The following is a 13,146-nucleotide window of genomic DNA, read 5'->3' as shown; positions in this document are numbered from 1 at the left end:
TCCCGCGTCGCAGCGATTCGTGAACGCGAAGGCTCTTAAGCTCGACGACGTTGGCGGTCGTCCCGGCGCCGCCGGCAAAGCTGGCAAAGCTGGCAAACCCGCGCCGCTGCGCGCCTTGACGGTGGCGCGCGCCGTCCTCGTCTGGCTTTGGACGCGCTTGCCCTGGCTCTTCGCGCTCGGCGTCATCGGCTACTCGTTCCACTTCGTCTACGGCCCGACCTTCAAGAACTGGCAAGAGTGGGGGAGCGAAGATTGGGACGCCCACGGCGCCTACCGCTACATCACCGTCATCGCCCTTCAGCACGGCGAGTTCCCCTGGTTCAGTCCGTGGTTCGGGGGAGGCTTTCCCGCGTGGTCGTACTCGGAGGGCGCCACCAACGTCGTCTCTCCGTACTTCTTCCTCTACCTGCTCTTCCCGCTGCAGGTCGCGCTCAGGCTCGAGGCCGCGGCGAGCACCCTCGTGGCGCTCTTTGGCGCGCTCGCGTTGACGCGTCGCTTCACGCGGAGCGTGGGCCTCGCGACCTTCGTGGGCCTCTTGTTCGTCATGAACAGTCGCTGGTCGTTCCAGTTCAACGTCGGTCACACGTGGCACTTCCAATACGCGTGGTTGCCGTGGATTCTCTTCTTCTACGACCGGTCTTGCCGCGGCGCCGTGCCCGTCGCGACGGGCGCCGGCAAGAAGCGCGACGCCGTCATCGCCGGACTCCTCTCGGGCCTCCTCGTCACCATGGGCGGCATCTACCCGGCGCCTCACGCGGCCCTCGTGCTCGGCATCTACTGCGTCGTGCTCACCTTCGCGCGCTGGAGCTTCGCGCCGGTCGGCCGCGCGATGCTCGTGGGCGTCGTCGCCATCGGCCTCGCGGCGCCGAAGCTCATCCCGATGCTCGAGCTCCTCTCGCGCTTTCCCCGCGCCATCGCCTCCGACGAGACGGTGACCGTTCCGCAGATGTTCGACGTGTTGATCAGCCCCAAAGTGCAGCCCTTGCCCATCTGGGGATGGCACGAATACGGCGCGTACATCGGCGGCTTCGCGTTCCTGTTCTTGCTCCTGGGAACGTTCCTGCCCTCCGCGAAAGGGACGCGCACGTTCCGCATTCTGGGCGTGCTCTTCGTGCTCCTGTCGCTCGGGACGTTCCACCATTACGCACCGTGGACGCTCCTCCACAAGCTGCCGCTCTTCAGCTCGCAGCACGTGCCCTCGCGGTTCATCCAGGTGGCCTTCCTCCTGCTCGGTCTCTCAGCGGCAGCGGCCTTTGGGGCGCTCCTCGACTGGGTCCTCGCGAAGTTCCCGCGCGTCAACGCGCGTTATCGCCTCTTCGACGCGGCGCTCGTGGTCGTCGCGTTTGGTCTTTGCAAGCCGATGCTCGACGTGAGCGCGCCGCTCATCGGAAAGACCTTCACGCGGCTCTTGCCGCCGGTGCCGCGGGCCGAGAAATTTCAGCACGCGCGGCGCATCGTCCAGGACTACGTGCCGACGCACTGGGGCGGCGCGCTGGTGCCGTCGATGCTCGCCAACACGAGCGTCTATCACGCCTACGGCGTCACGCTGCCGGCCCTCGGAGCGCGCCTGCGCGAGGACGCCAACTACCGCGGCGAGGCCTACTTCCAGGAGGGCGGCGGCAAGGCCGAGGTCACCAAGTTCGCGCCCAGCTCGGCGGAGATCACCTACGCGAGCGTGAGCCCTGGCGCGCTGCTCGTCTACAACATGAACTTCGACCCAGGCTGGACCGTCGATGGTCAGCCGGCGCTCGACGCGGCAGGCGCCGTGGGCGTTCGCCTTCCGCACGGCGGCGCCGGGACGGTCCGGCTCAAGTACCGACCGCCGGGGCTTTACGCGGGCCTCGCCGTCAGCGCCTTCGTGCTGAGCGGCTTTCTCCTCTACGGTCTCCTTCGTCAACGTCGCGCGCGCATCGCGCTGGCGCTCTCCAAGGTTATAAAGACGCCATGATGTGCCTCGTCTTGGCCGGCGGCCTCGGCACCCGCATGGCCTCGTACACACAATCGATGCCCAAGGCGCTCATTCCCGTCGACGGCGTACCCTTCATCGACCTTCAGATCGCGTGGCTCGCCTCGCACGGCGTCACCGAGATCGTCATGAGCGTCGGCTACCGCGCGGCGATGCTTGCCGAGCACCTCGGCGACGGGACCCGCTTCGGCGTGCCGATTCGCTACGTCGACGAAGGCACCGAGCTTCGCGGCACCGGCGGCGCGCTACGCTTCGCGCTCGAGCAAGGCGCGCTCACGGAGCACTTCCTCGTCACGTACGGCGACTCGTTCTTGCCGGTCGATTTCGGCCAGGTCGCCTCCGCGTTCCTCGCGTCGAAGAAGCCCGCCGCGATGACCGTGCTTCAAAACGGCGGCCGCTGGGACGCGAGCAACGTCGTCTTCGAAGGCGGTCGCCTCGTCGTCTACGACAAGCGCCACAAGACGCGGCCCAGCGCCGACTTCCACTTCATCGACTACGGCCTTTTGGGGCTCTCCCGGCGCGTCGTCGAGGAGCGCATTCCGAAGAACGCGCCCGGCGAAAAGCACGATCTGGCCGACGTGCTCCACGAGCTGAGCCTCGAAGGCGAGCTCTTCGGCATCGAGGTGGAGCCGCGCTTCTACGAGATCGGCTCGCCCGCGGGCCTCGAGGATTTCACCGCGTGGGTGAAGGACAAGCGCGCGAAGGGAGAGCTCTCGTGGGCACGCGGCGTGGGCTAATCATCCTCGATCGCGACGGCGTCCTGAACGCCATGCTCGGCGTCCGCGGCACGCCGAGCCACGACAGCCCCATGAACGCGGCGCAGGTCACGGTCTTTCCGTGGGTCGCCTCGGTCTTGAAGGCGCTCACCGACGCGGGCTACGGGCTCGCCATCGCCACCAACCAACCGGCGGCCGCCAAGGGCAAGACCACGCGCGACGCCTTGCAGGGCGCGCACGACCTCATCCTCGCGGAATCGCAGCGAGAAGGCGGCCGTATCTTGAGCTCGCACATCTGCTGGCACAGGAGCGAAGACGGCTGCCCGTGCCGCAAGCCCAAAACGAAGCTCCTCGAGGATGCCCTTGCCGAGCACACGGAGTTCGACCGCGCCGAGTCCTTCATGGTTGGCGACCGCGGTACCGACATCCTGGCGGGCGCGGCGGCGGGCCTCAAGACCGCGCTTTTGACCGACGAAGCGGTCGAAAAGGTGCTCCCTGACGCGTTTGTCAGACCCACCTTCCACGGCGTCGATCTTCGCGATTTTCAGCGTTGGCTATTGGGCACTTAAGAAGCAGAATGCGCCCGTTCTCCGGCTTTTGTCCGCGGGGACAAGGAAAGCTTCATGGCCATCAAGATCTTTTGCGACGGTGCGACGCTCCCGGACTTGCTCGCGATGTACAAGAACCCGCGCATCTCCGGGTTCACCACGAACCCGACGCTCATGCGCAAGGCGGGCCTCACGAACTACGAAGAGTTCGCGAAGGAAGTTCTGAAGAACATCCCCGACCGCCCGATCTCCTTCGAGGTCTTCGCCGACGACTTCGCCGAGATGAAGCGTCAGGCCATGAAGATCACGGAGTGGGGCAAGAACGTCTACGTGAAGATCCCCATCACGAACACGAAGCGCGAGTCGGCGCTGCCGCTCGTTCGTGAGCTCGCCCACAGCGGCGTGAAGCTGAACGTGACGGCCATCTGCACGCTCGAGCAAGTCGCCGGCACCACCGAGGCCCTCAAGGGCGGCGCGCCGTCCGTCGTCTCGGTCTTCGCGGGCCGCATCGCCGACACCGGTCGCGATCCGATCCCGCTCATGGCCGCCGCGCGCGAGCTCTGCGCCGCCGCTGGCAAAGACGTCGAGCTCTTGTGGGCCAGCCCCCGCGAGCTTCTCAACATCGTTCAGGCCGAGCAAGTCGGCGCCGCCATCGTCACGGTGACCCCGGACCTCTTGAAGAAGCTCGACCTCATCGGCAAGGACCTCGCGCAGTTCAGCCTCGAGACCGTGCAGATGTTCTACAACGACGCGCAAGCGGCAGGGTTCAAGCTATGAGCGACTTCGTTGCCACGTTCTTCAAGGAGAGCATCAAGGCCATCGAGGGCATCGACGCCTCCGTCGTCGAAGCCGTCGCGCAGGGCCTCGCCGGCGTTCGCGCCGGCGGCGGTCGCCTCTTCATCCTCGGCGTCGGCGGGTCCGCCGGCCACGCGAGCCACGCCGTCAACGACTTCCGCAAGATCTGCGGCATCGAGTCCTACGCCCCGACCGACAACGTCTCGGAGCTGACGGCCCGCACCAACGACGAAGGTTGGGACACGACCTTCTCCGAGTGGCTCAAGGTCTCGCAGATCAAAAAGAACGACGCGCTCCTCATCTTCTCGGTCGGCGGCGGCAACCGCGAGAAGAACGTCTCCATGAACCTCGTGAAGGCCATCGAGCTCGCCAAGGGCGCCGGCGCGAAGGTCTTTGGCATCGTCGGTCGCGACGGCGGCACCACGAAGGCCATGGCCGACGCGTGCGTGCTCATCCCCGTCGTCTCGGCGGATCGCATCACGCCGCACACCGAGGGCCTCTGCGCCGTCGTTTGGCACTTGCTCGTCAGCCACCCGGTGCTTCAGAAGTCCGTCACGAAGTGGGAGTCCGTGAAATGAAGCTTGAGGTCAGCGCTTCCGCGCTCAATGGCCGCAGGGTCACCATCGTCGGCGGCGCTGGCTTCATCGGCAGTCATTTCCTCGACTACCTGCTCGCGCGCGACGTCGCCAAGGTCACCCTCTACGACAACTTCTCGTCGGGCCGCGAGTGGCACTACGCGCACCACGCGAAAGACGCACGCTTGGCCGTCGTCCGCGGGAACGTCGAAGACATCGACGCGCTGACGGCGGCGCTCAAGGGTCATGACCTCGTCATTCACCTTGCGTCGAACCCCGACATCGCGCGCGCCGTCACCGAGCCCGACATCGACTTCTGGCAAGGCACGGCGCTCACCAACGCGGTTGTCGAGAGCATGCGCCGCGCCGGCGTTGGGCAAATCCTCTACGCATCGGGCAGCGGCGTCTACGGCGACCTCGGCACCGTCGAGGCAAAGGAAGATCACGCGCCGCTCGAGCCTGTGTCGACGTACGGCGCCAGCAAGCTCGCCGGCGAGACGCTCATCTCGAGCTATGCGCACATGTTCGGCATGCGCGGCGCTGCGTTCCGTTTTGGCAACGTCGTCGGCCCGCGGCAGACGCACGGCGTCGGCTTCGACTTCGCGCGCCGTTTGCTCAAAGAGCCGACGCACCTCGCGATCCTCGGCGACGGCAAACAGTCGAAGTCGTACATCCACGCGACCGACGTCGTGCGCGCCGTGATGCTCGTGGCCGAGAAGGGCGTGAAGCCCTTCCAGGTCTACAACGTCGCCACCGGCGACTACATCACCGTGACGGAGATCGCCGACATCGCCCTCGAGTGCCTCGGCCTCGAGAAGTCGAAGGTCCAATACCAATACGCCGGCGGCGATCGCGGCTGGAAGGGCGACGTGCCCATCGTGCGCCTCGACACGAGCCGCATTCAGGGCGTCGGGTGGAAGTGCGAGAAGACCTCGCGCGAGGCCCTCAAGGACGCCATCTTGGCGATGATCCCGGACATGAAACAGGGTCGGATGTGACGGCCGCCACGTCATTGACCGTCGCGAGCGTCCCGCCCGTGGCCACCGCTGACGAGCTCGCGAAGCGCGCGCTCGCGGCCGACCCGGAGCTCTCGCTCCTCATTCCCGAGGACGACGAGCCGGAGCCCGAGTTCTCCATCGTGATCCCGGCGCTCAACGAGGCGCTCACCATCGCGGACTTCATCGACTGGTGCAAAGAAGGGCTCGCGAAGGCCAAGGTCAAAGGCGAGATCCTCATCGTCGACAGCTCGAAGGACGACACGGCGAAGATCGCGCACGGCAAAGGCGCGCGCGTCTTGAAGGCGCCCAAGCGCGGCCTCGGCCGCGCCTACCAAGACGCCGTGCCGTTCATTCGCGGCAAGTACATCGTCATGGGCGACTGCGACTGCACGTACGACTTTCGTGAGCTCGTGCCCTTCGCCGAGAAGTTCCACGGCGGGGCGGAGTACGTGATGGGCTCGCGTTTCCGCGGCTACATCGAGCCGGGCTCCATGCCGCCGCTGCATCAATACCTCGGCACGCCCGTCACGACGTGGATGCTCAACGTCATGTACGGCTCGCACTTCTCGGACATCCACTGCGGCATGCGCGGCATCACCAAAGAGGCCTTCATCCGCATGGGCCTGCGCTCCCAGTCTTGGGAGTACGCCTCCGAGATGGTGCTCAAGAGCGTGCACATGCGCCTCAAGACCGAAGAGGTGCCCATCCGCTTTCTGAAAGATCGCGACGGCCGCCTGAGCCATCACAAGCGCTCCGGCTGGTTTTCCCCGTGGCACGCCGCGTGGATCAACCTCCGCGCCATGGCCGTCTACGGCGCCGACTTCTTCCTGTTCCGGCCGGGCTTGATGATGCTCTTTCTGGGCCTCGGCCTGACGGTGCCGCTCGCGCTCGGCCCCGTGGCCGTCGGGCCCATCACGTTCTCGCTCCACTGGATGCTCTTGGGCCTCTCGCTCGTGGTGCTCGGCCTTCAGGCCGTCTACCTCGGCATCCTCTCGCGCGTCTTCTACGACTACTCGGGCGACTTTACCGAGCGGTGGTTCAAGCGTTTCCCCTACGACCGCACCATGATCGCCAGCGGCCTCACGTTCCTCGTGGGCCTTGGCCTCGATGCGCTCCTCGTGGCGCGCTACGTGAGCCAACACTTCGAGCTCTTGGAGATCTCGCGGCTCAGTCACCTCGCGGTCACGGGCCTCTTGCTCATGATCGTGTCGTTCCTGACGTTCACCTTCACGCTCGTCCTCCACTCGACGGCGGTCGCCGTCTGGCGAAAGTAAGCGGCCATGCGAACGACGGCGTTTGCGCAAAACTACGAACCGACGCCCGTCGACCGGTTTGGCGTCTGGCTCTCGGCGCGGCAACTGAAGCGCTACGTGCCGGACTTCCGCAACAAGCGCGTGGGCGACTTTGGTTGCGGCTACCACGCGAGCTTCGTGCGCACGATCTTGGACGACGCGTCCAAGGTGGTCCTCGCCGACGTGAGCATCGCCGACGATCTCAAAGCGAACCCCAAGGTGAAGGCCCTCGAGGGTGATTTGCTCGGCTCGCTCCGCTCGCTCGAAGATGGCGGCCTCGACGTGGTCATGTGCGTGTCCGTGCTCGAGCACTTGTGGGAGCCCACGGTGGCGCTCCGCGAGATGTTCCGCATCCTTGCGCCCGGCGGCACGGCGCTCTTCAACGTGCCCTCGTGGCGCGGCAAGACGTTCCTCGAGCTGTCGGCGTTTCGCCTCCGCCTCTCGCCGGCCGACGAGATGAACGATCACAAGATGTACTACGACCCGAAAGACTTCTGGCCGCTGCTCGTCACGGCAGGGTTTCTTCCGCAGCACATCAAGTGCTTCGGCCACAAGTTCGGCCTGAACACGTTCGCGGTCTGCAAGAAGGCGTAGAGCGCCGCGGCTCCGCGGGCCTCGGCCGGTGGGCCGAGGTGCGACCGTTCTGCGGGCTGGGTTGGCGGGCGTGGCCATCGGTGGCGGCCAGACGGTCACCGTTCACGACGCATGGCTTTGGCACAACGAGGTGGACCCGTGAAAACCAGCATGATCCACGCGGCTCCGCTCCTGCTCGCAACGCTCGCTTGCAACGGCGCCATCAAAACAGACACAAACTCGACGAGCGGCGCTGCGGGCGGGGATGCGGCGACCGGAGGAGATCCGTGTGCCTCGGCTGCGACCGCGCCGGCTCCGTGTCCTGCTGGTTGCCAAGAACAACTCGGGTACGTTCCGAACGATGCAGGCACGTGTTCGACTCCGGTGCGAATGTTTTGTGGGACGCCGTTGGTAGCGTGGTCTAGCGGGGTCGCCTGTGGAGTTCGTCTCTCGGATGGCTTGATGGCCTGGCTGCCATCGCTGAACACGACTCCACCTCCCGGTGTGTATCGAGCGTGCACCGACGAGGAGGAGTCGAGCTTTCGAACGGCGCCCGCGTACACGAAGTGCGACGGCGGGAACTGACCGGAGCTGGATCGATAGGCGCGTCCAGCGACGGCGCGTTTCCCATTCGTTCGGCCTCGACCCTATACTTCGGCGATGACGCCTCTGGCCCTTGCCGCGACGCTGTTCGCGCTCCCGATGGCCAGAGAGCTGCGGCTCATCGGCGGCCTTGGCGTCCGCGTACTCTCGGGCAACAAGGCGAGAGTCACGCTCGATGTGGACCTCGTGGTGAGCACTTCAGCTGCCGCTGGCTCCCTCCGCGCACACCTCGAGGCGGACGGGTGGAAGGTGGGCGACGCGGGCGCCTATTTCAGGGCCCGGAAGGCCGGTGAGCCGGCCATCGACGTCTTCGTCGATCCAGTGACGAACCCGCGCACGTTCGAGTCCACCCGGCTGAGCCAGCCACCCGTCGAGCGGGTCGTCGATGGCGCCCGGTATGTGGTCGCTGCGCCACACGACATCGCCTTCCTCAAGCTCTGCGCGGGGCGCGACCAAGATGCCATCGACGTCGCGATACTCGCCGCGGCGGAGCCCCTCGTTGCAAGCTCGCTCGTTGCGATCGCCGAAGCGAATGACCTCGAAATTCGATTGGCCGAGGGGGCCCAGAGGTTTCGCAACTTGGTGCAGAGGGCAGCGATCGAGACGGTCGCCGCGGAGCTATTGGGTCGACCCTTCGGCGCGGACGAACGTGAATCGCTAGCGCGCCTGCTCGCCCAGCTCCAGGTGGAGGGAACATGACGACGCTCACCTTGCATCGCTACGTGGTTCTCGCCGATCACGTCGTGGGGTTCGACACGCTCGAGGAGGCGAAGCGCTTCGCGCTCGGCAACTTGCCCGCGGTGATTTGCGAGCGCGTGCCGACGCCCGATGGCTCGACCCTCGTCGAGGTCATGCGACACGACTTCAACTACGATCCGGAGCGTGACGAGTGGCGCGTCATGCTCGGTTGAGGTTTTTGGCGAGGCGCGTCCGAGCTGCGGCGGAAGGCGAGCCGTCGGGCGAGCGCGTGAGTATGGAACCCCGACACAACGAGGTGAATCCGTGAACCGATGGTCCGCGATGCTGGTGCTCGCTGCAACTTGCACGATGGGCTGTTCCTCCGAGAAGAGCGCCTCCACGGTGTCCGATGCAGGCAGCGCGGATGTGGGCCCCGCCGACGCGGCGCGCACGGTTGCGGAGTGCTTCGCGTCGTCCGACGCCGGAACGTGCCTCGAGGGATGCCGCGAGCAGGAGGGATACGTCCAGCGCGCCGAGCAAGATGGCGGCCTGTGCCTCGCTCCCATTCGCCTCTACTGCGGCGTTCGACTCTTCGGGGGTAACGCCGCAGTGGCCTGCTGGGTGCGTCTCAGCGACGGCGCCGTAATAACGGTCCCTTCGGTCGTCACGGAGTTCGGCTACGGCTACCGCGAGTGCGGCGCCGGCGAGCTCGCGCAGAGAACGAGCGTGACGCGCTATTGCGAACAGCCGCAGAACTAGCCGCAGAACTAGCCGGAGGCCATGCCATGAATGCGAACCGACACGATGCATGGGCGACGCTCGCGGTCGTCTCTGCGCATCAAGGTCTCCGCCGTGGCCATTCCCGTGGGCGAGACGCGAACGGTCTACGACGCGTGGCTTTGGCACAACGAGGTGACGCCGTGAGGGCGCGCGTTCTTACCGTGTTGTGCCTGGCACTCGTTGCTGGCGGTTGTCGTGCGACGAGCGACCTCCCCGTCGCCGACGACGCGTCCGCGACCGCTGAAAGGTCGACCGAGCCGCTGATCGACGCGGGCCCTTCCGATGTTCTCCGCGACGTCAGCTCGGAGGAGTGTTTCGCCATACCCGTTGCCCAGTGTCCACCGAGCTGCCGCGTGCAGGGGGGATACGGGTTTGCTCCGGTCGATGGCGGGTTGTGCCGACGGCCTGAGAATATTTTCTGCGGCAAGCCGCTGCGCTTCTGGGGATCCTTTGTGGAGTGTTGGGCTCGCAAGTCGGATGGCGCCGCGTTCCTTCTCGAGTTCATCACGGAGCGACCGGACGGCGTGTTTCGTGGATGCACCGGCGACGAGCTTCTTGCGACCGAGGGCGTTGAACCGTGCCCGCCGTGAGGAGAGACGCCACGCGCACCGTCGACATCCCCGGCGGATGCTCGTTTCGCACCAAGGTCTCCGCCGTGGCCATTCGCGACACCGTCACGGAGGGCGAAACGCGAACCGTCTAAGACGCGTGGCTCTGGCACAACGAGGCGACGCCGTGACGCGCTGGGCGTGAACATTCGCACACACCGACCTTCGCGACTCGCGACTCGCGACGGCCACGGCCCGAACGTCGAATCGCGTCGCCTACGTCGCTTCGCCGTCGGCTCGCTCCGCCTTCGCCGCGGCAGCCTTCCGCTTCGCCCTTCGCTTGCGCCACCACGGAAACACGCCACACAGCGCCGCTGACACCGCAAAGACCGCGAGGCCCGCGTTCATGGTGCGTGGGTAATACGTGAACCGCACGCGCGATGAGCCCGCCGGCACGCGCGCGGCGACCGCGTTCTTCCAGACCATCGCCGGCTTGCCGTTGGCGCGCCAGCTCGGGTCGTAGTTCATGTTGTAGACCACGACGGCGCCTTCCGTCGCGCCGTCGACTTGGATCTCGGCGGTGTTCGGCGTGGACGAGACGACGCGCGCCTCGCCGGTGCCCGCTTCGACGTACGCCTCACCGCGATAGCCCGGCATGCCTTCGCCGATGGCGCCCCACTCGGTGGGCCGCGGAACGGCCCAACAATCGATGACCCCTTGGTTCGCGAGCATGGCGAGGTACACGGGCTGCGCCCAGTCGGGCGCCGGGTAGCTGGCTGGCGCCCGGTGCTGCTGCTTGAACGCGTCGCTCCGCACGATGGGCGGCGCCTCGTGGGGAAAGGCGACGTCGAGCGCCACGCGACCCACGGCGGCGATGTCGAGCGCCGCGAACGCGACCGGCACGAGCAAGAGCGCGTCGACGAGCGGCCTCCGCAAGAGGAACGGATCGAGCCAGCTCCGCACGGCAACCGCGAAGGACAAGCCGAGCAGCAGGATCGCCGGATGCAAAAACCGCGACGGCACGTGCTGCGACGCTAACACCGGGAGCTTGTGGAGGAGCGTCCAAGGCGATTCGGGCAAAAAACGCGCCGAGGCCAAGGACGAAGAACAACGCACCCGTGAGCTTCAACGGGTGGCCTGTCTTGCCGCGCGCAAAGAGGAGCCCCAGCACGAGCACCGTCACGCCGAACCACCCGATGTAGATGCCCCACTCGTGCCAGCCGTACGACGGCACCATCACGGGCCCCGCGTGGAACGACTGGCTCGGGCTCGCCATCATGAGGATGACCTGCCGAAGGTCGATGGCTTCTGGCGACTCGATGATGCGGGGCGCGCGCGACATGCCGTCGAGCATCGGCAAGAGCTTGGGCGCCGAGAGACCGACGCCGATGACGGAGATGAGCGCCGCCGTGAGAATGGGACGGAGGCTGCGACGGAAGATCGCCGAGAGCGCACCGAAGACGACCAAGAGCAGCGCGCTCTGCGGAAGCGGATAGATGCCGCCCATGTAGACCATCATGGCGAGGCAGATGCCGCCGTAGACCACCTGACGGAAGCGCTTGTCTTCGAGCGAGACGTCGTAGAAGTAGAGGAGCCACGGAAGCCACGCGTATTGCAGGTGCCACGTGTGGCCTGAGGCGATCTGCAAAGACCAGCGGCCGTTCATGGCGAAGAGCACCGCGACAAGCGCGCGAACGGCGGCGCTCCGCGTGAAGCGGCCCGCGACCACGTAGGTCCCCACGAAGCCGAAGATGGCGCTGCCCACGACCTCGATGCGGAGGGCGACGGGCATCTTGAAGAGCAGATAGAAGGGGAGGTACGGGGAGACGAGGTTCGTCGCGCCTTCGACGTAACCCCACGACGCGTAGCCGCCGCAGAGCCACGGCGCCCACCAGGGGCCTTCGTGGTAGCGCGTCAGGCTTAGGATCGTGCCGTAGCGGTAGGCCGTGTGCGTGTCCCAATCGTGGAAGCCGTAGGTGTGCCAGTTCTCGAACATCGGCCCGAGGACCTCGAGCGTCATCGCGAGGCACACGAAGATGGCGCCGACGATGCCCACGAACCGCGCGCCGCTGCGCGTCACGCAAAAACGCGACGACGCGCGCACCAAAGGCCCTGAGCCGGCTCTTCTTGGGTGTGTCGTTCACTTGCGCCCGTAAACTTCGACTTCGCCGAGGCAAAGGTGAGTGCGGCGATCGCTGCGAATGCGCACCGTGCGGGCCTTCTTGCCCTTGGATGTCACCTTCCACGGGGTGCTGACGTCGAAGTGGTCGGCCTTGCGCGCCAGCCGCGTGTAGACGCCCTGTTCGTCGCCGAGCTCGAGCACGAGCGGAAGGCTCTCGTCGTACCAACCGTCGGTGCGGTTGAAGACGCGAATCTCCTCGATGTCATAGGTGCCTAGAAGATCGATGGTGACGCTCGGCGCGTCTTCGCTCTTCGTGTGCACGCCGTAGCGGCCGTTGCGTTCGCCGTCGACGAGCGCCGAGGGGGCCGTTGTGTCGGGGAAGCGACTGCTGACGATGACGGGCTTACGGAGAGCGATGTTCCGCGGCCGCCGTACTAGAAGGACGCTCGCCACGATGACGCCCACGAGGGTGCCGAACAACATGGCGACGCGAAGCGCGCGCGCCCACTTGAGCTGCCGCACCGAGCGGGGCTCCACTTGGCGGTCGAGCCAGAAGATGACGCGCTCGGCGCCGACGCGCAGGGCCGCGAGCTGGGCCGGCTCCAGATCATCGACGACGAGGAGGTTTGCACTCCTCATGGCGTCGCGCACGGCGTCGAGCTCTGGTGGAGGCGGCGCGAGCGGCAAGTCGTCGGCACGGCTCTCGAGCTCGTACCAGGCGCGCGTCCCCGTCAGGGCGCTCACGTCGAAGGTCGCATCCTTCGAGAGCAACATGGCTCCGATGAACATCGTGGCCGCGTCGCGGTAGAGCCCGAAGGCGGCGGCGTCGCTAGAAGCACCCATGAGCTCGCGCGCCGAGCGAACCCGCTTGCGCGCGGCGCGGTGGAGCGCGGCGATGGTCTCGCGCTGCGTTGGGGACCTCGTGGCCACGAGCTTCGCCCTCGACTCCAAG

At 66.5% G+C, this 13,146-nt stretch carries 15 protein-coding genes; 12 read left to right on the top strand and 3 right to left on the bottom strand.

Annotated features, from left to right (window positions below; all coding sequences use genetic code 11):
* Nucleotides 1-19 precede the first annotated feature (19 nt).
* The 12 genes from IPG50_29995 (at nt 20) to IPG50_29940 (ending at nt 10,114) form a co-directional block, all read left to right on the top strand.
* The gene (locus IPG50_29995; protein MBK6696389.1) at nt 20-1,948 is read left to right on the top strand and encodes a hypothetical protein; all 1,929 of its coding nucleotides are present in this window, start codon (nt 20-22) and stop codon (nt 1,946-1,948) included.
* A complete protein-coding gene (locus IPG50_29990; protein ID MBK6696388.1) occupies nt 1,945-2,703 on the top strand; it encodes an NTP transferase domain-containing protein in 759 nt (252 codons plus the stop codon). Before IPG50_29995 ends, IPG50_29990 begins: the two co-directional genes overlap by 4 nt.
* Nucleotides 2,682-3,251: an HAD-IIIA family hydrolase gene (locus tag IPG50_29985; protein MBK6696387.1), complete on the top strand. Its 570-nt coding sequence runs from the start codon at nt 2,682-2,684 to the stop codon at nt 3,249-3,251. Before IPG50_29990 ends, IPG50_29985 begins: the two co-directional genes overlap by 22 nt.
* A gap of 54 nt (nt 3,252-3,305) precedes the next feature.
* Nucleotides 3,306-4,007, top strand: a complete 702-nt coding sequence (locus IPG50_29980) for a transaldolase (GenBank protein ID MBK6696386.1) — start codon at nt 3,306-3,308, stop codon at nt 4,005-4,007.
* Nucleotides 4,004-4,603: an SIS domain-containing protein gene (locus tag IPG50_29975; GenBank protein ID MBK6696385.1), complete on the top strand. Its 600-nt coding sequence runs from the start codon at nt 4,004-4,006 to the stop codon at nt 4,601-4,603. The genes IPG50_29980 and IPG50_29975 overlap by 4 nt, the downstream gene beginning before the upstream one ends.
* On the top strand, nt 4,600-5,598 hold the full coding sequence (locus tag IPG50_29970) for an NAD-dependent epimerase/dehydratase family protein (GenBank protein ID MBK6696384.1): 999 nt from the start codon (nt 4,600-4,602) through the stop codon (nt 5,596-5,598). Before IPG50_29975 ends, IPG50_29970 begins: the two co-directional genes overlap by 4 nt.
* A gap of 38 nt (nt 5,599-5,636) precedes the next feature.
* Entirely contained in the window at nt 5,637-6,872 is a 1,236-nt protein-coding gene (locus tag IPG50_29965) for a glycosyltransferase family 2 protein (protein ID MBK6696383.1), read from the top strand.
* Between the two features lie 6 nt (nt 6,873-6,878).
* Entirely contained in the window at nt 6,879-7,484 is a 606-nt protein-coding gene (locus IPG50_29960; protein ID MBK6696382.1) for a methyltransferase domain-containing protein, read from the top strand.
* A 639-nt stretch (nt 7,485-8,123) separates the two neighbouring features.
* Nucleotides 8,124-8,765: a hypothetical protein gene (locus IPG50_29955; protein MBK6696381.1), complete on the top strand. Its 642-nt coding sequence runs from the start codon at nt 8,124-8,126 to the stop codon at nt 8,763-8,765.
* Nucleotides 8,762-8,977 (top strand): hypothetical protein, encoded by a 216-nt coding sequence (locus tag IPG50_29950; GenBank protein ID MBK6696380.1) that lies wholly within the window; start codon nt 8,762-8,764, stop codon nt 8,975-8,977. The genes IPG50_29955 and IPG50_29950 overlap by 4 nt, the downstream gene beginning before the upstream one ends.
* A gap of 91 nt (nt 8,978-9,068) precedes the next feature.
* Nucleotides 9,069-9,503, top strand: a complete 435-nt coding sequence (locus tag IPG50_29945; protein MBK6696379.1) for a hypothetical protein — start codon at nt 9,069-9,071, stop codon at nt 9,501-9,503.
* Between the two features lie 161 nt (nt 9,504-9,664).
* Entirely contained in the window at nt 9,665-10,114 is a 450-nt protein-coding gene (locus IPG50_29940) for a hypothetical protein (GenBank protein ID MBK6696378.1), read from the top strand.
* Between the two features lie 234 nt (nt 10,115-10,348).
* Here the strand turns inward: IPG50_29940 and IPG50_29935 are convergent, their stop codons facing one another.
* The 3 genes from IPG50_29935 to IPG50_29925 are packed head-to-tail and all read right to left on the bottom strand — an operon-like array spanning nt 10,349 to nt 13,124.
* The gene (locus IPG50_29935) at nt 10,349-10,729 is read right to left on the bottom strand and encodes a hypothetical protein (protein MBK6696377.1); all 381 of its coding nucleotides are present in this window, start codon (nt 10,727-10,729) and stop codon (nt 10,349-10,351) included.
* Nucleotides 10,710-12,152: a hypothetical protein gene (locus IPG50_29930; GenBank protein MBK6696376.1), complete on the bottom strand. Its 1,443-nt coding sequence runs from the start codon at nt 12,150-12,152 to the stop codon at nt 10,710-10,712. The genes IPG50_29935 and IPG50_29930 overlap by 20 nt, the downstream gene beginning before the upstream one ends.
* Before the next feature lie 60 nt (nt 12,153-12,212).
* Nucleotides 12,213-13,124 carry a discoidin domain-containing protein gene (locus tag IPG50_29925; GenBank protein ID MBK6696375.1) on the bottom strand — a complete coding sequence of 304 codons (912 nt, stop codon included), beginning with the start codon at nt 13,122-13,124 and terminating at the stop codon, nt 12,213-12,215.
* Nucleotides 13,125-13,146 lie beyond the last annotated feature (22 nt).

The sequence above is a fragment of the Myxococcales bacterium genome (genome assembly GCA_016703425.1).
GTDB lineage: Bacteria > Myxococcota_A > Polyangia > Polyangiales > Polyangiaceae > JADJCA01.
This window is presented reverse-complemented; position numbering and strand designations above follow the sequence as displayed.